Raw genomic sequence first — 18,401 nt, 5'->3', positions numbered from 1 at the left:
GGCGGATCATCAGCTTCATCTCTTTCCCTTCACTTGCCCGCCGTTGATTGGCTCATTCACTCACTGATCCTCCGATATGAAGGTGCTTGATCTGCTTTGCGACGCCGACCACCGTTTTGAAGGCTGGTTCGCCTCTGAAGAAGACTTTCAGTCCCAGATGGAGCGTGCCCTTGTGCAATGCCCCATGTGCGGGAGCGCACACATCCGCAAGGGCCTGAGCGCACCGCGTCTGAACCTGCGTTCTTTGTCGAAAGGAACTGCTTCTGCAAGACAAGGCAAGGCGATCGAGGAAGCAGCGCCCGTGCCGCAGCAGGACGTGAGCAACCGCCCGCCACCCACGCCCGCCGAACTGCAATCCCAACTGCAGGACGCATGGCTGCGCGCCGCCCGCCACGTGATTGCCAACACCGAAAATGTCGGCGAACGCTTTGCACAGGAAGCCCGCCGAATCCACTACGGCGACGCCCCCGAACGCGGTATTCGTGGACAGGCATCGGCAGAAGAAACGGCAGAGCTGGTGGAAGAGGGCATCGACGTGATGCCGTTCGTGCTGCCGGATTCGCTCAAGGAAACGCTGCAGTAGAAGGCGTCACACGCCGTCACTCCAAGGTCACGTGCAGCAGTCGGCATCCTGGTGTCGGCGTGTGGATTTCAAAGTTGAGTGTTCGACTCGTCTGACCGGATGCGCCCGAAAACGACCAAGTCCACTCGGCCGCACCGGGCACTTCGGTGGATGCCTGCGCATCAGTGAGCGGGATGCCTTCGCCATTCAGTCGGGTGTAGAGAATCGCTTCAGGCGGCAGTTGCCAGATGGTTTTGAGGCGCGTTGCATGGACGCTCTGGCCTTGCAATCGAAACCGCAAGCTGACTGTTGGCGCATACATCAGGCAACCGTCGTTATCCGGCAGGCACCAGCCATCACCCAGATAACGCGTGCCTTGGCCCTTGGCGCTGCAGTCGATGCGTGTGCCGATGTCGCAAAGGCCATTGCGATCCAACCAGCGGCGGCGAAGCGTCTGCGCGTAGTTCTCTGTGTTCTGGGCTGAATTGGACAAGCCTCGCACCGATCGCAAGTGCCGTATGTATTCACCCGAGCGGCGACCATGCTTCCACCAGAACTCCACAGCACGCGGGAACAGCCCGAGATGCGCTTGAATTTTCTTGAAGTGAAACTGGAAAAATTCCTTGCGCGGACTGGGATCGGGGCAGTAGCTGGGACTTGCGTGCTCCAGAATCCGGGGCCTGAGAAAAGGACTGCTGCGCAGCTCTTGCCCGAAGAACGCCTGTTCCGAGCTGTCGCCGTTGAGGTAGGAGTTGCCACGGCTGCCTGACGAAAAGATCAGGCTGGTGAGCTCCGGGCAGGTAGCGATCTTCAAGCTGTTTCGCCATGCCTTGAACAGCCATGTCTGCGAAGACTCGGCAATGCAATCTGCGGCACGTGGAAGCGGGCCGATGCGATCGAAGCAATGTCTGCGCACGAGCCAGGCGGACATGGGGGAGAACGTTTTGACGGGGCAGTAGTTCCCCTTCTCGCCCATGCCGGCGAGGCCGCTGGGGCAGCGCCGCATGTCGCCGTCTGGCGCCAAGCCCATGTGTGCACTGGCACCAACGGCAATGTCGGCACCGGCCGCATCGATCCAGTCGAGCAGCACCTCCAGATGATCAGGAAACCAGAGATCGTCCTGATTCAGAAAAGCGACCAGCGGAGCCCGTGATCGAGCCAGTCCGACATTGTTGGGGCCGGATTGTTCGCCCCAGTTGCGCGCGAGCTGGATGGCGGTGATGCGGCTGTCGTGGGTGGCAAACTCTTGCGCCGCTTCGTAGGTTCCTACGGGACAGGCATCGGAGACGATGAGCAACTCCCAGTCGGTGAACGATTGGTTCTGCACCGACTCGATCGCCCACTTCAACAGGTGCGGCCGTCCGTAGGCCGCCATGATGATGGAGACGCGTGGCGTGGGCATGGCAGCCGACAGGCTCATCTCCTGCGCGCGAACTGATAAGGAATTTGGGGCGAATCCGACGGCAGGCGCCAGTGATCGGGGTCTTCGTAGTCGTATGCAATATCGACCGCGTTGATGACGATGGCGGGCGTGTCGGAGACGGCTTGAACTCCATGCCATACGCCCGGTGGAATCACCAGCAGGGCGGGGCGTTCGAGCGCCAGCCGATGAACGCTGAGCTGCCCCTCGGTGGGCGACTGTTTGCGGGCGTCATACAGCACCACTTTGATGCGACCATATCCACAGAACAGACGGTCCGTAGCCTTGTTGTGGGCGTGCCAGGCCGAGATGCCGCCGGGCGACATGATCTTCTGAAACACCTGTGCCACGGGCAGCTCGTCAAGCTGCCAGTCCTTGCGGTAGATCTCGGTCAGCGTGCCATCGTCAGTCAGCACGTTGGTGATCTGCTTGATCTCCACGCCATGAATGTGCGGAGTGGCCGCCAGATTCCAGTTGGCATGGGTGGTCTGAATGTCTTTGGTTCCCGAGAAATTCCACTCGGCCACATCCGTCGTGGATGGTTCTTCCTGCGGTTGGTCCTTCATATGCATTCCCTCGATTCCAGTTTGGAGTTGTGTAGCAATTCATCGGCGCATACTGTTCACAGCAGCCCGCATCGCATCGATCACCAAGTCAACTTCAGATGCTGGCATGCCGGCATACAGCGGCAGCGCCAAGGCTTGCTGTGCGTGACGTTGCAGGTTGGGCAGCTCGACGGCGGCGAAGCGTTGCAGATAGCTGGGCTGCTGGTGAATCGGCGGGTCGTAGTAGACGCGGGTGTCGACGCCTAACCGGTTCAATTCGGCCTTCAGTTCATCGCGGCGAGGGCTGCGCAGGACAAAGTAGTTCCACGCATGCCCTTCGCGTCTATGTGGCAGAAAGATATCGGGCAGATCCGCCAGTTGTTCCAGATATCGCTGTGCAATCGAGCGGCGCTCGTGCAGCCACGTGTCCAGCCTTGCGATGCCGTGACGAAGCACCACGGCCTGCAGTTCGTCCATGCGGCTGTTGAAGCCAACTTCGCCATGCAGTGCGCCCGAGCGGCCGTGGTTGCGAAGCGCACGTGCTCGCTCCACCAGGTGCGTGTGCGGGCTGATCAATGCCCCTGCATCACCGGCGGCCCCCAGAGTCTTTGTGGGATAGAAGCTCAGCGTGGCGATGTCGCCCATCGAGCCCGCATGCAGCCGGTCTCCATTGGCATCACGGGTTTGCGCGCCGAGGGCTTGCGCAATGTCCTCGATGAGCGCGATGCCCTGGTCTTTGCAAAGTTGCGCAATGGCAGGCGTGGCGCTGGTGTCTCCAAACAATGGCACAGCCATCACTGCACGCGTGCGCGGAGTGATCAGTGGTCGGATTTGTTCTGCGCTGCAGAGAAAATCATCGGCCCGCGAATCTGCAAGCACGGGCGTTGCACCGCTTCGAATGACGGCCTCGAAACACGCGATGAAGGTGCCCGCTGGCAGAATCACTTCATCTCCTGCTTGCAGATCCAGAAGGTGCAGCGCAAGCACCAGCGCATCGGTGCCGGAATTGACGGCAATGGCTTGTCGCTCATGGGAGTAGCGCGCGGAAAGGGACTGCTCGAAGCTCTGTACCTGAGGTCCGAGAATGTAGTGCCCGCCTTGCAGCACCTCTGCCATCTCGCGCCCAAGCTGCTGCGCGAGTTCCGGCGTTTGCCAAGGGCTGCGGAAGAAGGGGACTTTCATAGCCAGGATTCGATGACCAAGGCTCTGCGTGCGGCAGTCGCACCTTCTGCAGAACTGGCGATGGGACGCAGCGAAGGCCTGTCGTGAAGCCGTTCATGGAATGCCGTGTATTGGCGCGTCAGTGAATCAATGTGACCAGGAGAGCAGGGCTGATTCAAGCAGAGTTCGTTGCGTTCTTCCAATGACTGCCAGAACAGGCGAGCATCGGACTTGGGTGCCCCATGACAGGCGCTCAAGCTGAGCTGCATGCCGCAAAAAAGCACATGTGCATTCACGACGTGGTCATGTTGGCGCACCTCGATGACCTCGAACGTCGCATGCTGTTCATGTGCAAACAGCAGCGAAGCGGTATCGAGATCGTGAACCATGAGGTCAAGGACTGCGGAACTCAATCCCACCGAAAGACTGGAGCAACGGTTGAACGCAATGCTCTGCGGCGGTGCTGTCCACGGTGCGGTGATGAGCTGCTGATTGAAGCGTTCGAGGTGGCCTGTGCAAAGCGTACGCCGTGTGACGGCTTGCGTGTCCAGCATGGCGTCGATGTCTCTCTCCGACGAAGCGAATGGCTTTTCCACCAGCACATCGATGCCCATGCGCATCAGCGTGATCGCGATGTCTGCGTGGGTATCGTAAGGCGTGACCACCGTCGCTGCATCGACGCCGCGTGGCATATCCCTCAATCGAGGGACCGCCATGAAGCCAGCGGTCTGCGCTGCCTGTCGTGCCTGTGGCGACGGGTCGACAATGCACGCAAGCTCGAATGCAGGATGGGTGCGTGCACGCATGGCATGCACCCGTCCAAAACGGCCATAACCAATGATGGCAAGGCGTGTCTTGTGCGGCATGTCGATCTTCATGGCCTCATCCACGATGCAACATGTCCTGCACCAACCGCCTGAGATGCTCCGCGCGGATCACATGCTGGTAGACGCCGGTGCGAAAGCGCTCCTCGCCTATGCGCTCGAATTCAGGCATTGCCGAAGGCAGCTCATTGGATTCATACGGTGTCTGCGCCGCCGGGTAGAGACATTCCTTGGCGAACGAGTCTTCACCGAACGTATCAAGCATGGTCTGCAGTTCGCGCTCGAGCACCGGGCTGGTCTGCTTTGCATAGTTCCGCATGATGGCGAGCTTGTGTTGCAACTCATCATGGCTCAAAGTGACCTCAACGCCGACGTCGTGCTGCCGCGTCGGATCGCAGGAGTGACCGATCAACGGGAACTCCAGGCTAGTGACGGATTTTCCGGCGTGGCGCAACTCCTGCACCAGACAATTCGCCATTGCCCGGCAGAGATCATGGCTTGGGTTGTAGCCCTCTGCCTGATCGGCGACGATGCAATCTATGTGCTCGACCGTCGTCACTCGGGCCAGTTGCGCAAGCCAACCGTGCCACAGAGAAACATCGCCCTCGAGCAAAGCTTTGTACACGCTCGCGTCCGATACCGGCTGCAGCCAATCCGTGCGGACTTGCACATTGATCTGCTCCAGCAAGTGTTCGGTGTCGGCGAGTCGCGGTTGCCCGATGGAGCCATCGCCATGGGTCAGCACGACCACATGTGGGCGTGATCGTCGTACCCATTCGAAGATGCGAAGCTCATGTCCGGGGTGAGCGATCAGAAGCAGGGGTTTCATGTGCCGTTCCAGGGTTTGCCGAGGAGATTTCCAAACCAGCGCAAAGGGCGAGTGAGCCTCCAGGAGAGGCTGCTTTCCAACGCGGTGCTATGCAGCGACGCATTTCTGGCTTCCTCCTGCACAATGGAAAAACGTCGATGCGCATCCTCAAGCCTGCTTCGCATTGAATGCAACTGCTCATTCAGTTGCCGCTCGAGCGCTTGCGATTGGTCGCGCAGTGCCGCATTGCATTGCTCCTGCGTCATGACGGCTTTCTGCAAGTCCTGATTGACGGCCAATGCTTCACCCAATTGTGACGCGGTCTGCTGATCGGTGGGCGCAAGGAAATGCTCGGTGAAATGGTGGGTGAATTCCCGCCACTCGATTTCGGGGTCGATGCGTGGAAGCTCGCGATGGTCACGCACGACGCGCTGTGCCAACGCTTCGAAGGCGTTCACGGTGCATTCAAGCGAAAGATGCTCACGCGCCCAAGCCTGGCATTGGAGCGCATTGTCCTTGTCATAGTCTGCGATTGCTCGCTTGACTGATTCGACGGTGGTCGGAATTTGCATCAACCGTCGACCGAAGTTCCAGCGTCTCCAATGCTCCATGTTGGCTGGTGTCACCATACCCGCCATGCCATTGATGCCCGAGACTTCGTTGAGCACAATCACGGCACAGCCGACCGCCAAGGCCTCCATGGCGCATCGTGCTTTGGCGAAGACCAAGTCGTACTGAGGCAGGCGACGCTCCGCGAAGCGCTCTTCCTTGTTGGCGGTCAGCCCAGCGAGTTCGAGCGTCACGCCCATGGCATGACATGCCGATGCGATGGCCTGAGTGCCAGGGGCTGCATCGTTTGCATAGTTGCTGAAATACAGCGCGCGTGATGGCCTGGATGGGAGCTGCGCGCGCGGCTGAAAGCGCTGCAGATCCACGCCGTTGAAGATCATCTCGACGCGTGAGCGCTCGATGCCGTGCTGAAAAACCAAACGCTCTGCGCAGTTCTCGTCTACCGCCACGTATTGATGGATACGCTGGAACTTCGGCGGCATTCCTTGAAAGGCCGTTCGGTCGTGACACACGGAAATGGCTGGAACCTGCGGAAAATGAGCCAGACACATCACGGTTTCATCGCGCGAGTTGCCAATGATGACGTCCGGCGCTTCTGCAACCATCGATAGATCGCTGACGCAGGCGATGCATCGCATTGACAGGTCGTGGGCCAACGCACCAAGAACAGGGGAAAAGACAACGATGGAATGGCCACGTGCCTGCAAGGCCAGGGCAAGATCCCGCACGAACAGTTCTGACCCCGTCCATGTCTTCATGCTGAAGTTTGCAAGAATGATTTGCATCGAGCTTGTTCCTGGGACGATTTGGGTGGGTCAGGGCGAGTGGTGATACCTGTCCAGACACTCCTGCACATCGCCTCGCCACACGATCTGGCCGGACTTCATGAGCACGCCCTGAGTGCAAAACGACTTGAGCAACTGCTCGTTATGGCTGGCTACCACCAGAATGCTCACGCGCGACATGAGATCGTGCAGGCGCTTTTGCGCGCGTTCCTGGAACTTGGCGTCACCGGCACCGACGACTTCGTCCATCAGCAGAATGTCGGGAGTGACCGTCGTCGCCACGGCAAAAGCGAGCTTGAGCAGCATGCCGGTGGAATAGGTGCGCACGGGCATGTGCAAGCGATCGGCCAGTTCGGTGAATGTGCCGATTTCGTCGATCAGGTTGCGTGCCTCGCGCTTGGACAAGCCCATCACGATGCCGCGCGTGACGATGAAATCGATCCCCGAGGCCTCGGCATCCATGCCCAGCATGATGTCGGTGAGGGCTGACATCGTGCCGTGCTGGCGGATATGCCCGTGCACGGGTTCGTAGACGCCTGAAAGTACGCGCAGCAGGGTGGATTTGCCCGCTCCGTTGTGTCCGATCAGGCCGATGCGATCACCGGATCGGAGTTCGAGATTGATGTCCCGCAGTGCCTGGACGACGCGAATGGGCTCTGCCGCTGGTGTCTTGCTGCGCGGCATGCCGGTGAATTTCACCAGGGTATTGATGAGACCGATGCTTTGGGCATCGAAGACCGGAAAGTCGATGTCGACGTTGGTGAGCTGGATAAAGGGCTTCATGGCGTGTGCTTCGCTCAAAGCCAGTAGTTGATGCGACGACGCGCCGCGAGATAGAGGACGACTGTCAGCACGAGCAGGATGCCGAACGTCACTGCGGCGCCCAGCCAGGCGGTGTCGGAAGGCATTTTCCCGAGCAATGGTGCTCGCATCAGTTCCAGCCATGCGGCGAGTGGATTGAACGCGGTGACGAGGTGCGAACGCGATGCCGTCAGTTGGCTGGACTGCCACATCACGGGCGTGATGAAAAATGCGATCTGCAGAATGCTGCTCACCACCATGGGCACATCGCGAAACCGCGTGGCGATGGCGGCAAGAATCGCCAGCACCAAGGTGGCGCAGATGGTGCTCACGATGAAGCCCGCCAGCCAAACATGCCAAAGCGAATGGCTGAGCAGATCGCCATACCAAAGCACCACGAGGATCAGCGGAATCTGATGCACCAACAGCAGCAGGTTACGCCACACCACACGAAAGATGAAGGTGAACTTGGGATAAGACGCCTGCTTCAGAAAAGGCGCGGCGTCGATGTAGGTCCGGCAGCCATCGTTGAACATGCCCGTGAGGAAGCCGAAAAAGATGTTGCCCAAGCAGAAATAGGGAATGTAGGACTTCGTGTCCTGATTGAACAACTGGGCACCGATCCAGCCAAACGCGGCCGTGAAAATCGCCATGTTGATCGCAATCCAGGTGGGACCCAGAAACGAACGGCGGTATTGCCGCAGCAAGTCTTGCCAGCCCAGATGCATCCACAAAGGCCATTGGCGCAGCGACTGCGTCAGATCCTGCAACAGCAGTTGCCATTGCGAGAGTTCGCCCATGCGAGCGCTTTCATTGAGGGAGGTTGAGTTCATGCGGCTGGCTGCAAATTTCTGCCGGTCGCATGAAAGAGAATCTTTGCAGCATGACGGCGCGAGTGCGCGCGATTTTACGAGCGGATCGCGCCGTTTGTATATGCAAGTTCTCTTGCAGCGTGGGCAAGTCGATTGAGCTTTCCCTGCTTACTTCAACCACTTCTGCGCTGCCGCCTTCAAGCCACCCCGGTTGTCGATCTGCTCCCAGGTGAAACGCAGCACGCGCGCGTACTCCGCATCGTCGGCTGGGAACATGAAGCCCAGCGTGTTCACGGGCGTGAGGGGCTTTTCCAGAAACGCGGCGTACAGGCGTGGCTCGACGCGCGCGTAGTGCAGCGCCTCGTAGGTTTCTGTGATCATCACATCGCCCTTGCCCTCGGCGATCAGTGCGGGGATTTCAGCGTTCTTGTCGTGGGTGCTGACCTGCGCTGCAGTGAGGTTCTGCAGCACATAGGCCTCGTTCGTGCCGCCGGGATTCTTGATCACGCGCACGCCGGATTGGTTCAGGCTCTCGGGCGATGTGAACTTGTCCTTGTCCGCCTTGCGCACCAGCGCCACCTTGCCGAAGGGCGCGTAGCCCGGCAGCATGTCGGCTTGACCGATGCGCGCCACGTTGCGGGTGATGCCGCCTACGGCCACGTCGTATTTGTTGGCCTTGAGATCGGGCATCAGATTCGGCCAGGTGGTCGGCACCCACTCGATCTTCACGCCCATTTCCTTAGCCATGGCTTCGATCACATCGATGTCGTGGCCGCTGTATCCGCCATCGGTTTTGATCGCAAACGGACGGTAGTCACCCGGCGTGCCCACGCGCAGCGTCTTGGTCTGCATGATCTGGTCGAGCCGCTGGCCCGCAGCAGCGGGCAATGCAGCCAGTGCGCAGGTGGCGGCGACGGCGGTGGTCAGGACGGTGTGGATGATGAAAAGACGGCGGCGTTGGACGATGGTGCGCATGATGTTGTTGTCTCCAGTTGGGTGAGCTGGGCAGGGCCAGCGAAAAAGCATGCTGAGTATTACACTGAGCGATCCGATTTTCATCACCCACACAACACCACGCAAAGGCTGGGCAATCATGGATGCTCTCCTGTTCATACCAGTCTCGATCGCGATCTCGCTCACGCCGGGGCCCAACAACTTCTGCGGCCTCAACAACGGCATCCGCGCAGGCGTCGTCCCCGCACTGATCGCCACCACAGGTCGTGTAGCAGCCTTCGCCATCTTCCTCACCGTCTCCGCGATTGGCCTGGGCGCGATGCTGCTGGCTTCTGAAACCGCTTTCGTCGCAGTCAAGTGGATCGGCGCGGTCTACCTCTTCTGGATCGGCTGGAAGGCCTGGCGCAGCCGCGATTTCGGCGGCGCAGCCATGATCGAAAACAGCGACGGAACCACGGAGGTCGCCGCGCCCCAGCAGTATTCGGTGAAAACCTTGGCCATGCAGGAGTTCCTGCTCGGCATCACCAACCCCAAAGCCATCATCCTCTTCGCCGCGATCTTCCCGCAGTTCATCGACCCGTCCAAGCCAGCCGCACAGCAGTTCCTAGTGCTCGGCTCGATCTACCTGATGGCGGAATTCGTATCGACCTTGGTCTACGCCTCCTGCGGCCGCCAGATCAGAAGATGGATCCGCACGCCAAAAGGCGTCGTCCGCCTCAACAAGGCAACAGGCGGCTTCTTCATGGGCGCAGGCGGCCTCCTGCTAGCTACGCAGCGCTAAAAAACGAAGCATCTCGCGCAGTCGCGAGATGAAAAAGGCACGAGCAACGCGAAGTGCCGAATCACACCTCTTCCAGACTGACTTGCGGCAAGCTGTCTGAACGAAGCGCCTCCGGCGCGAAGAGAGTTTTGCCGCAGGTATTCAAGCGCGCTTTTGGTGACTTTTCGCGCGCCAGCGAAAAGTTACTCGCCCGCAGGGGCGAGACCCGGCACCCGCCCTCAACACCTGAGCAGAAGCCAAAGAAGATCGCAAAAAGAAAAACCGCCCGAAGGCGGTTCTCCATAAGCAGAAGCTCAGATCAGATAAAAATCAGATCACGCCCTGAGCCAACATCGCATCCGCCACCTTGACGAACCCAGCGATGTTCGCCCCATCGATGTAGCTCACCGTGCCATCAGCACGCTTGCCATGCTTCAAGCAAGCAGCGTGGATGTTCTGCATGATCTGCAGCAGACGTGCGTCCACTTCTTCACGCGGCCATGACAGGCGCATCGCGTTCTGGCTCATTTCCAGACCCGAAGTGGCCACGCCACCCGCGTTGGAAGCCTTGCCCGGTGCGTACAGCACGCCAGCAGCTTCGAAAGCCTTGGCGGCTTCGATGGTCGACGGCATGTTCGCGCCTTCGGCCACGCAGACCACGCCGTTTTCGATCAGCAGCTTGGCGTCCTTTTCGTCCAGTTCGTTCTGGGTGGCGCATGGCAGAGCCACGTCGACCTTCACGTGCCATGGGCGCACGCCGGCTTCGAACTTGGCACCGACCTTGGCGGCGTAGTCGTTCACGCGGCCGTAGTTGTGGTTCTTCACTTCCATCAGAACGGCCAGCTTTTCGGTGGTGAAACCGTCTTCGTCGATCACGGTGCCGGACGAGTCGGACACGGTCACGACCTTGGCACCCAGTTGCATGGCCTTTTCAACAGCGTACTGCGCCACGTTGCCCGAGCCGGACACCGAAACGCGCATGCCGTCGAAGCTCTTGCCGCGGGTCTTGAGCATTTCGTCGGCGAAGTAGACCGTGCCGTAGCCAGTCGCTTCAGGACGGATCAGCGAGCCGCCGAAAGTCAGGCCCTTGCCCGTGAACACGGAAGCGGCGTTGTTGGCCAGCTTCTTGTACATGCCGGCCATGAAGCCGACTTCGCGGCCGCCCACGCCGATGTCGCCTGCTGGCACATCGGTGTCTGGACCCACGTGACGGAACAGCTCGGTCACGAAGGCTTGGCAGAAGCGCATGACTTCAGCGGGGCTCTTGCCCTTGGGGTCGAAGTCCGAGCCGCCCTTGCCGCCGCCCATGGGCAGGGTGGTCAGGGCGTTCTTGAAGGTTTGCTCGAAAGCCAGGAACTTCAACACCGACAGGTTCACCGAGGGGTGGAAGCGCAGACCGCCCTTGTAAGGGCCAATCGACATGCTGTGCTGGATGCGGAAGCCGCGATTGACTTGCACGTTGCCTTGATCGTCGGTCCAGGACACGCGGAACATCAGCACGCGCTCAGGCTCGACCAGACGCTCCAGCAGGCCGAGCTCTGCATAGCGCGGGTTCTTTTCGATGAAGGGCCACAGGCTCTCCATCACTTCCGTGACGGCTTGCAGGAATTCCGGTTGACCGGGATTGCGTTGGGCGACTTGTTCGAGGAATTGCCCGAGCGATGCGTGCTTCATAAAGCGGAACCTTCTATCTTAGTGACAACGTGTTTCTGGAGTGAAGCCGAGATTATGTCAAAAAGACATGGCGTCATGCACCAAATTGGCATGAATGCATGCATAAAGGTCGGGATTTGCACCATGAAGATCAAGGAAGTGATTGTTTTTGCACGGTTTTGGTGAGTGGGTCGCCTTGTTTTGGTGCTTCGCTATTCCCTCACAGACGGCGTGATTTATTAAGGGTAAACCCTTGTTTCTGGGCATTGAACGAACGGGTTTGTTCCAAGTCCATGAATGAGACCGGGACAAATCTGTCGACATGCATTTGTCATCGCATGCGAGGAAAGTGTGGATTCCGGTGATGCGAACAGCAGAAGCGGACGCACAAGCACAAACACAAACAAAAGCAACGAGCGAAGTGAGCGGAGGAAGGATCAGGATGAGCGAGAAAACGATGGAAAGGGGCCATCAGATGCAGACCATGAAGGCCATGACCCGAGCTTGCGCATTGAGCGCAACGGCTGCGGCGGCCACCTTGCTGCTGGCGGGCAATGCCGCAGCAGCGGATGACGATGTGCTGACGAGAAAACGTCCAGCGATGGCGATGGAGCATGTGGCGGCCGCCGTGCACCACCCGACCCGGTTGCTGGTGGATTTCACGCACCAGCGTGCCACGCAATGGGCCTTCTTGTCCGATGCCTCTGCCGAGCAGGTCGGCGAGGCTGATCAGACAGACTAATGAACAGACAAAGCGGGAATTTCAGCGTCCGCGCAGAAACAGCCCGTCCAGCTCCTTCATCGTGAGTTGGCGCCAGGTGGGCCGACCGTGGTTGCATTGGTCCGAGCGGTCGGTCACCTCCATCTGACGCAATAGCGCGTTCATCTCGTCGAGCGTGAGCTTGCGGTTGGCGCGCACCGCCCCATGGCAGGCCATGGTGGCCAGAATTTCATTGCGGGCGCGTTGCACGACGGTGCTGGCGTCATGCTGTGACAGCTCTGCAAGCACGCTGCGCGCCAGTTCCACCGGATCGCCCTGCGCGAGGGCGGTCGGCACGGCGCGAACCGCCAGCGTGCGCGGCGAGAACGGCGCGATTTCCATGCCGAGCAACGCCAGCGTGTCAGCATTCGATTCGGCTGCGGCGACCTCGTGCGGCGTTGCGGCGAAGGTCGCGGGAATCAGCAGCGGCTGGCTGGCAATGCGCGCCGATTCGTCGATCACCTGATTCTTGAGCCGTTCGTAGACGATGCGCTCGTGCGCCGCATGCATGTCCACGATGATCATGCCCTGCGCGCTCTCGGCGAGGATGTACACGCCATGGATCTGCGCGACTGCACGGCCCAGCGGCCAAGGCGAGGCCTCGGATTCGCTTGTGGGCGCGCTGGGAGCAGCCGCTTGCCAGTTGATGTTGGACGCTTGCGCTTCGGCGCTGGCGGGCGTTGCCTGAGTCAAAGGTGCTGCAAACGGATTCGCCGACGCATTCGCTGATTTCGGCGCGCCCCACAGCGCCTGCAGATCCTCGACCTTGTTGCCCACGCGCTCTTCGAAAGGCATGGTGGACTGGGCCTTCCAGTTGGGCGTCGGAGCCCATGCGGATGGGGTTCCGGAAGACGTGCTGGCAGGAGCCATGCCGCCAACCACAGGTGCTTGTCCGGGTTGATTGGCAGCTTCCGCCGCCGCTGCAAGTGCTTGGGCACGCGGGACGGCAAGCGCATTTTCCACGGCATGGCGCACGGCCTGATGCACCTCGCGGCTGTCGCGAAAGCGCACTTCGATCTTGGTCGGGTGCACGTTCACATCGACACGCAGCGGATCAATCTCGATGAACAGCGCATAGACCGGCTGCTTCTGGCCGTGCAGCACGTCTTCGTAGGCGCTGCGGGCCGCGTGGGTGAGCACCTTGTCGCGCACAAAACGCCCATTGACGTAGCAGAACTGCTGATCGGCACGCGAACGCGCCGCATCGGGCACGCCTGCGCGGCCGGTCACGGTCACGTTACCGAGCTTGAACTGCACGGCCACGGATTCCTCGATGAAGTCCGCGCCCAGCACATCGCTCAACCGGCGCTCCAGACCTTGCTGCAGCTTCTCGTCGTCATGCAGATCGGCGCTGTCCATGGTCGAGCGCCATTGCTCGACCAGCTTGCCTTCATGCCAGATCGCAAAGCCCACATCGGGCCGCGCCAGCGCATGGCGGCGCACGGCCGCGACGCAGTGCGCGAGTTCCGTGGCATCGGTCTTCAAAAACTTGCGGCGCGCGGGCGTGGAGAAGAACAGCTCTTTGACTTCCACCGTCGTGCCGCGACTGCGTGCGGCAGGGCGCAACTCGCCGCTGCGCGCATCCAGCAGAAAGCCGTTGGGCTGATCCTGCGTGCGCGAGAGCAGGGCAGTTTCCGACACCGACGCAATCGCAGCCAGCGCCTCGCCGCGAAAACCCATGGTGTTGACCGATTCCAGATCGTGCAGATTCGTGATCTTGCTGGTCGCGTGACGGCGCAGCGCCACCGGCAATTCCTCGGGCGGAATGCCAAGGCCATCGTCCTCCACCGCAATCAGCCGCACGCCGCCGGCCAGCAGGCGCACGGTGATCTGCGTGGCGCCTGCATCGAGCGCGTTGTCGACCAGTTCGCGCACGGCGGACGCAGGGCGCTCGACCACCTCGCCAGCGGCAATCTGGCTGATCAATTCATCAGGCAGATCGCGGATGGGACGGCGTTGGAGCGCTTCGGGAGTGGCAGGAGAGGAGGGGTTGGGATTGGCTTCGTTCACCACTTCATTCTAGTGGCGAGCGTCAAGGCCCCTTCGCCTTGTCGCAATCTGCGAAAGCCTTCATCGCGCGGGTTTGCGACAGCTCCTGATCCTGCCTGGCATCCAGATCCTGCACATGGATCTGCTTGAGATGGGCGACATTGCCGACCTCGAGTGACGAGCCTGACGGGGTGTTCAGCGTCAACTGCATGTCGGGCTCCATGGTGCGGATGTTGACCTTGGCGGCCTGGGTCTGCAGCGCGATGCGGGGGAAGAAGCCGCCCTCGTAGACGACGTCGTCGCTGTATCGGCTGGCGTTGGGCCGGTCGCCCGGACAGAGGCCGCGTTGCAGGTGCTTGATGGTGAGCTGCTCCAGCCTGCCGGGAATCGCATCGCTCTGGAGGTCGGCGATCACCTGCGGGTCGCCGGAGTGGGTGAGCACGCCGTTGTTGCGGCTGTCCGAGCCCACATGGACCTCGTAGCTGTACAGCGTCAGCGCGGGCATGTTGGCTTTGGCCGCCATCATCAGCCGCATTTCAGGCCATCTCAGTTCGGTGATGGATTCCGGGAGTGCCAGGGTGACGGGCGCGTCGATGTAGATGATCGAGTCCTTGTCGCCGTCCTCTGTGTTGGTTGCCGTGGCTTGCGGGGATTCGCTTTTGATGCGCACAAAGACCGTATCGCCCGCGCGAACCAGTTCGAGCGGCACGGAGCTTTCGTCATGCGGCGCGGTGCTCAGTCGCAGGTCGCCATTTCCACCAGCAAGCACCAGCGTGGGTTGTCGGTATCTCGTCCGATACTTGTTTGGCACGTCATATTGCACGCGCTTTACGCCCTGCAATTCGGCGGGACTCATGGATTGGAGGATGGAGTCGCTTCGCACCGGTGCGTTGCTCTGCGCAATCCAGACGGCGAGCCAACCGCAGAATATGGCCGCGCCAAAGACACAAGGGGCCAGACGTGTCGTCATGTGAGGTCCCTTTCACGCAGCGCCAGCCAGGCCGAGCACCACACCAGCAGCGGCACGCCTAGCCACAGCAGCAGATTGGCGAGCACGGCGGAGGCGCTCATGCTTGGGCGTTGTCTTCCGTCCAGCCAGTGGATGAGAACCGACGCGTTGCCACCCTTGCTCAGCACCATCACGCACAGAATCAGCACGATGAAGACCAGCGCCACGGCCTTGAAGGCGGCTGCGCGGCGAAACAGCACCAAGGCAAAGGCGGCGTATCCGCAGAGGATCAGATACCACCAGTAGTACACCAGTTGTTTCCATGGCTTGTCGCCGTGAGCATCTGCGTTGGAGAGCAGCGGCAGGTACACATGAAAGCCAATGGGCTCCGAGGGGGTGGGGCGGGTGGCGGCTGCGATTTCCGCGCGATATCTGGTCGATTCGGCGAGTGCCGCGAGCGCGTTGATCGGCACGGTGGCGATGAGATAGCACACGGTGTAGGCCAGCGGAAACAGCACCACCAGCATGCATGCGGCGTGCAACCACTTTTCCAGCGTCGATGCCGGGCGCATCAGCGCCAGCAGGCTCGATCCCTGCCGCTGCATGGGCGCGTGGAACAGAAAGCAAAACGCAACGCCGAAGATGAACAGAAAGGAGTAGTACCAGCCCTGTTGTGCTTCGGGCTGCATGGGCTTGGGCGAATGATTCACGAAAAGAATCCAGGCGAGCAGCAGCATCTGCACGATCAGCGCGATGACCAGCAAGCCGGCGTAGCTTCTCCAGCGTTCCGCCAAGTCCACGCGGGCCAGCGCTGAAAAACGCGACCAGCGAAAAGCGGTGGACTTGTTCGTCATGGCATGTTCTCCCCGGCTGCTGCGAGCACCGCTTCCGGATTCAGGCTCAGTGCCTTGTAGATCAGTTCGAGCTGCAGCGGCGTGACCGGAAAGTCTCCGGGCAAGGCATCACGCCTCGCGACCCAGGCCATCTGCGCGCCGAGCGCTTCGGTGTAGAGCAGGGACTCCTGCGCAGGCAGTTCGGCTTGCGAACCGGCAACGCCCATCGCCAGCTTTTCGGCCAGCCGCTGCATGTCTGACGACAGCCGCAGCTTGCCGTCGTCGATGAACCAGATGTGGCGGATGATGCTCTCCAAGTCATGTGCCTGGTGCGTGCTGATGAGCACGGTGCGCCCGCCATGTTCGGGGCGCTGCATGAGTCGCTTGAACTGCATGCGGCTTTCGATGTCGAGGCCGTTGGTCGGCTCGTCCATCAGCAACACAGGCGTGAGCGTGGCGAGCGCGAAGGCGATCGTGGCCTTCTTTTTCTGGCCGAGGCTCATCTGCGAGAAGCGGTGATCGTGCGGCACCTGCAGCTCGGCAAGATAGGTGCGGAACAGCGCTGCGTCGAACTGCGGATAGAACACGCCGTGGTTGCGCACCAGCGCTTCAGGCTTCAGATCGGGTAGATGGAATTCCTCGGGCAGCAGATAGATCTGCGCCAGAAACTCTGCGGCGCGGTCACGCGGCGTGTAGCCGAGCACGCTGACCTGACCGCTTTCCGGCGTGAGCAGCCCGGAGAGGAGTTTCAGCAAAGTGGATTTGCCCGTGCCGTTGCGCCCAAACAGACCATAGACACCCGGCTGGGTGATGCTGGCGCTGAAGTGCCCGAACAAGGGGGCTTTGTAGCCGAACTGCAGGGCGTTGACCCGCAACTGCGCCGCTGGTGTGCTTTCTCCCATCTTCGACATGCCTTTTGCTGAAGTCGTTGCCTGGACCATTCTAGGCAAGACGGGCGAATTCTCCATATCGGCAAGCGGCTGCAGCCAATGCGCTACAGTCCGAGCCTTCTTTCGCACCGGGGAACGGGTTTGGAAATCGTCAGCTTTTTGATCGACTTCATCTTGCACATCGACAAGCATCTTGAAGCGTTTGTGGTGGCTTACGGGCCGTGGGTTTATGCGTTGCTGTTCATCATCGTGTTCGTGGAAACGGGCGTGGTGGTCATGCCGTTTCTGCCGGGTGATTCGCTGCTGTTCATCGTCGGCGCGATGTGCGGTGCGGGGCTGATGCATTTCTCGATTGCGGTGCCGGTGCTGCTGGTGGCGGCGATTCTGGGTGACCAGTGCAATTACACGATCGGTCGTTATCTCGGGCCCAAGGTCTTCCAATGGGAGGACTCGCGCTGGTTCAACAAGCGGGCCTTCGATCAGGCGCATGCGTTCTACGAGCGCTACGGCGGCGTGACCATCATTCTGGCGCGCTTCATGCCGTTCATCCGCACCTTCGCGCCGTTCGTGGCGGGCGTGGCGCACATGACGCGCGCGAAGTTCACCATGTTCAACGTGGTGGGGGCGCTGATCTGGGTGCTGGGCATTGTGTCGGCCGGTTATTTCTTCGGCAACATGGAATGGGTGAAGGCCAATTTGGAAAAGATCATCTGGGGCCTGATCCTGGTGCCGGGCCTGATCGCGATCTTCGGTGCGTGGAAGGCCGGTCGCGCCGAGAAGCAGCGCGAGGCGGCTTCTTCGCAGGGCTGATCGCTCAGAATCACTCAACAAAAAGCCCCCGATGCGACAAGGCATCGGGGGCTTTTTGCATGGGATGGGCTTGATTCAGCCCACGCCGGATCAGCGACGATAACCGCGGCGGTCGTAGTCGTGGCGTCCGCCGATTTCGTTGCCGATCAGAGCGCCAGCGGCTGCACCGCCGATGGTGCCCACAGGGCCGCCGAACACGGCGTTGCCCACCAGACCGCCCGCTACGGCTCCAACGCCGGTACCGACCTGGCGGTTGCTTGGATGCGATGCGCAACCCACGAGACCGAATGTGGTCGCGCAGACGATGGTGGCGGTGATGATGCGGATGTTTTTCATGTGTGTACCCCTTTCTCTGGTAGCAGTGAACTGGCGCATGCAGAGATCAGCGGCGCCGTTCAACGAGGCCGGATGGATGATTCGGCCTATGCGTATTCAACGTTCAAGGAGTGCTTTCAGCCTACAGGAGCCAAGGCGGCTCTCTGTAGGACAAAGACCCAGTCACCGGCTGTGACGCA

19 protein-coding genes and 1 pseudogene are annotated in these 18,401 nt (G+C 60.5%); 4 read left to right on the top strand and 16 right to left on the bottom strand.

The window, feature by feature from the left end; all coding sequences use genetic code 11:
• Window positions 1-76: 76 nt before the first annotated feature.
• Entirely contained in the window at window positions 77-583 is a 507-nt protein-coding gene (locus G7048_RS05035) for a DUF1178 family protein (protein ID WP_166067088.1), read from the top strand.
• A gap of 16 nt (window positions 584-599) precedes the next feature.
• Here G7048_RS05035 and G7048_RS05030 read toward each other — a convergent pair whose 3' ends face one another.
• The 9 genes from G7048_RS05030 to G7048_RS04990 form a co-directional block, all read right to left on the bottom strand.
• Window positions 600-1,964: a glycosyltransferase gene (locus G7048_RS05030; RefSeq protein ID WP_166067087.1), complete on the bottom strand. Its 1,365-nt coding sequence runs from the start codon at window positions 1,962-1,964 to the stop codon at window positions 600-602.
• Between the two features lie 14 nt (window positions 1,965-1,978).
• Window positions 1,979-2,554: a dTDP-4-dehydrorhamnose 3,5-epimerase family protein gene (locus G7048_RS05025; RefSeq protein ID WP_205750335.1), complete on the bottom strand. Its 576-nt coding sequence runs from the start codon at window positions 2,552-2,554 to the stop codon at window positions 1,979-1,981.
• A gap of 33 nt (window positions 2,555-2,587) precedes the next feature.
• Window positions 2,588-3,709 (bottom strand): DegT/DnrJ/EryC1/StrS aminotransferase family protein, encoded by a 1,122-nt coding sequence (locus G7048_RS05020; protein WP_240933173.1) that lies wholly within the window; start codon window positions 3,707-3,709, stop codon window positions 2,588-2,590.
• The gene (locus G7048_RS05015; RefSeq protein WP_166067086.1) at window positions 3,706-4,566 is read right to left on the bottom strand and encodes a Gfo/Idh/MocA family protein; all 861 of its coding nucleotides are present in this window, start codon (window positions 4,564-4,566) and stop codon (window positions 3,706-3,708) included. Before G7048_RS05015 ends, G7048_RS05020 begins: the two co-directional genes overlap by 4 nt.
• A gap of 4 nt (window positions 4,567-4,570) precedes the next feature.
• Complete coding sequence (locus G7048_RS05010) at window positions 4,571-5,341, bottom strand: hypothetical protein (RefSeq protein ID WP_166067085.1); 771 nt, start codon at window positions 5,339-5,341, stop codon at window positions 4,571-4,573.
• Window positions 5,338-6,675 (bottom strand): glycosyltransferase, encoded by a 1,338-nt coding sequence (locus tag G7048_RS05005; RefSeq protein WP_166067084.1) that lies wholly within the window; start codon window positions 6,673-6,675, stop codon window positions 5,338-5,340. The genes G7048_RS05010 and G7048_RS05005 overlap by 4 nt, the downstream gene beginning before the upstream one ends.
• 30 nt (window positions 6,676-6,705) lie before the next feature.
• A complete protein-coding gene (locus G7048_RS05000; RefSeq protein WP_166067083.1) occupies window positions 6,706-7,458 on the bottom strand; it encodes an ABC transporter ATP-binding protein in 753 nt (250 codons plus the stop codon).
• 14 nt (window positions 7,459-7,472) lie between these two features.
• Window positions 7,473-8,309: an ABC transporter permease gene (locus tag G7048_RS04995; protein WP_166067082.1), complete on the bottom strand. Its 837-nt coding sequence runs from the start codon at window positions 8,307-8,309 to the stop codon at window positions 7,473-7,475.
• Between the two features lie 147 nt (window positions 8,310-8,456).
• On the bottom strand, window positions 8,457-9,263 hold the full coding sequence (locus tag G7048_RS04990) for a transporter substrate-binding domain-containing protein (protein ID WP_166067081.1): 807 nt from the start codon (window positions 9,261-9,263) through the stop codon (window positions 8,457-8,459).
• A 118-nt stretch (window positions 9,264-9,381) separates the two neighbouring features.
• Here G7048_RS04990 and G7048_RS04985 point away from each other — a divergent pair, with 118 nt between their 5' ends.
• Window positions 9,382-10,023, top strand: coding sequence for a LysE family translocator (locus tag G7048_RS04985; RefSeq protein WP_166070801.1), 642 nt, complete (start codon window positions 9,382-9,384; stop codon window positions 10,021-10,023).
• 61 nt (window positions 10,024-10,084) lie between these two features.
• On the opposite strand, the gene G7048_RS04980 is transcribed toward G7048_RS04985, so the two are convergent.
• Together G7048_RS04980 and gdhA are read right to left on the bottom strand one after the other, a co-directional pair.
• Window positions 10,085-10,306, bottom strand: a complete 222-nt coding sequence (locus tag G7048_RS04980; protein ID WP_166067080.1) for a hypothetical protein — start codon at window positions 10,304-10,306, stop codon at window positions 10,085-10,087.
• Between the two features lie 26 nt (window positions 10,307-10,332).
• Entirely contained in the window at window positions 10,333-11,676 is a 1,344-nt protein-coding gene (gene gdhA, locus G7048_RS04975) for an NADP-specific glutamate dehydrogenase (protein WP_166067079.1), read from the bottom strand.
• A gap of 463 nt (window positions 11,677-12,139) precedes the next feature.
• On the opposite strand from gdhA, the gene G7048_RS04970 reads away from it, so the two are divergent.
• Window positions 12,140-12,397: a hypothetical protein gene (locus G7048_RS04970; protein ID WP_166067078.1), complete on the top strand. Its 258-nt coding sequence runs from the start codon at window positions 12,140-12,142 to the stop codon at window positions 12,395-12,397.
• Between the two features lie 21 nt (window positions 12,398-12,418).
• Here the strand turns inward: G7048_RS04970 and mutL are convergent, their stop codons facing one another.
• From mutL to G7048_RS28750, 4 genes and pseudogenes are all read right to left on the bottom strand, one after another.
• Complete coding sequence (gene mutL, locus G7048_RS04965; RefSeq protein ID WP_166067077.1) at window positions 12,419-14,425, bottom strand: DNA mismatch repair endonuclease MutL; 2,007 nt, start codon at window positions 14,423-14,425, stop codon at window positions 12,419-12,421.
• A 22-nt stretch (window positions 14,426-14,447) separates the two neighbouring features.
• Window positions 14,448-15,374, bottom strand: a complete 927-nt coding sequence (locus G7048_RS04960) for a hypothetical protein (protein WP_166067076.1) — start codon at window positions 15,372-15,374, stop codon at window positions 14,448-14,450.
• The gene (locus tag G7048_RS04955) at window positions 15,371-16,207 is read right to left on the bottom strand and encodes a hypothetical protein (protein ID WP_166067075.1); all 837 of its coding nucleotides are present in this window, start codon (window positions 16,205-16,207) and stop codon (window positions 15,371-15,373) included. The genes G7048_RS04960 and G7048_RS04955 overlap by 4 nt, the downstream gene beginning before the upstream one ends.
• Before the next feature lie 365 nt (window positions 16,208-16,572).
• A pseudogene (locus tag G7048_RS28750) lies at window positions 16,573-17,088 on the bottom strand (ATP-binding cassette domain-containing protein); the annotation flags it as partial.
• A gap of 129 nt (window positions 17,089-17,217) precedes the next feature.
• On the opposite strand from G7048_RS28750, the gene G7048_RS04945 reads away from it, so the two are divergent.
• Window positions 17,218-17,886, top strand: a complete 669-nt coding sequence (locus G7048_RS04945) for a DedA family protein (RefSeq protein ID WP_166067074.1) — start codon at window positions 17,218-17,220, stop codon at window positions 17,884-17,886.
• Between the two features lie 90 nt (window positions 17,887-17,976).
• Here the strand turns inward: G7048_RS04945 and G7048_RS04940 are convergent, their stop codons facing one another.
• The gene (locus tag G7048_RS04940) at window positions 17,977-18,222 is read right to left on the bottom strand and encodes a glycine zipper 2TM domain-containing protein (RefSeq protein ID WP_166067073.1); all 246 of its coding nucleotides are present in this window, start codon (window positions 18,220-18,222) and stop codon (window positions 17,977-17,979) included.
• Between the last annotated feature and the right edge of the window lie 179 nt (window positions 18,223-18,401).

The organism is Diaphorobacter sp. HDW4B, assembly GCF_011305535.1.
GTDB lineage: Bacteria > Pseudomonadota > Gammaproteobacteria > Burkholderiales > Burkholderiaceae_C > Diaphorobacter_A.
Note: the sequence above shows the minus strand (reverse complement) of the source record. Positions and strands in the feature narration are given on the sequence as shown.

Bases quoted from the DNA above. Each gene is read 5' to 3' on its own strand.
- G7048_RS05035 (WP_166067088.1), top strand. From the start codon at position 77: ATGAAGGTGCTTGATCTGCTTTGCGACGCCGACCACCGTTTTGAAGGC.
- G7048_RS05030 (WP_166067087.1), bottom strand. From the start codon at position 1,964: ATGCCCACGCCACGCGTCTCCATCATCATGGCGGCCTACGGACGGCCG.
- G7048_RS05025 (WP_205750335.1), bottom strand. From the start codon at position 2,554: ATGCATATGAAGGACCAACCGCAGGAAGAACCATCCACGACGGATGTG.
- G7048_RS05020 (WP_240933173.1), bottom strand. From the start codon at position 3,709: ATGAAAGTCCCCTTCTTCCGCAGCCCTTGGCAAACGCCGGAACTCGCG.
- G7048_RS05015 (WP_166067086.1), bottom strand. From the start codon at position 4,566: ATGAAGATCGACATGCCGCACAAGACACGCCTTGCCATCATTGGTTAT.
- G7048_RS05010 (WP_166067085.1), bottom strand. From the start codon at position 5,341: ATGAAACCCCTGCTTCTGATCGCTCACCCCGGACATGAGCTTCGCATC.
- G7048_RS05005 (WP_166067084.1), bottom strand. From the start codon at position 6,675: ATGCAAATCATTCTTGCAAACTTCAGCATGAAGACATGGACGGGGTCA.
- G7048_RS05000 (WP_166067083.1), bottom strand. From the start codon at position 7,458: ATGAAGCCCTTTATCCAGCTCACCAACGTCGACATCGACTTTCCGGTC.
- G7048_RS04995 (WP_166067082.1), bottom strand. From the start codon at position 8,309: ATGAACTCAACCTCCCTCAATGAAAGCGCTCGCATGGGCGAACTCTCG.
- G7048_RS04990 (WP_166067081.1), bottom strand. From the start codon at position 9,263: ATGCGCACCATCGTCCAACGCCGCCGTCTTTTCATCATCCACACCGTC.
- G7048_RS04985 (WP_166070801.1), top strand. From the start codon at position 9,382: ATGGATGCTCTCCTGTTCATACCAGTCTCGATCGCGATCTCGCTCACG.
- G7048_RS04980 (WP_166067080.1), bottom strand. From the start codon at position 10,306: ATGGAGAACCGCCTTCGGGCGGTTTTTCTTTTTGCGATCTTCTTTGGC.
- gdhA (WP_166067079.1), bottom strand. From the start codon at position 11,676: ATGAAGCACGCATCGCTCGGGCAATTCCTCGAACAAGTCGCCCAACGC.
- G7048_RS04970 (WP_166067078.1), top strand. From the start codon at position 12,140: ATGAAGGCCATGACCCGAGCTTGCGCATTGAGCGCAACGGCTGCGGCG.
- G7048_RS04960 (WP_166067076.1), bottom strand. From the start codon at position 15,374: ATGACGACACGTCTGGCCCCTTGTGTCTTTGGCGCGGCCATATTCTGC.
- G7048_RS04955 (WP_166067075.1), bottom strand. From the start codon at position 16,207: ATGACGAACAAGTCCACCGCTTTTCGCTGGTCGCGTTTTTCAGCGCTG.
- G7048_RS04940 (WP_166067073.1), bottom strand. From the start codon at position 18,222: ATGAAAAACATCCGCATCATCACCGCCACCATCGTCTGCGCGACCACA.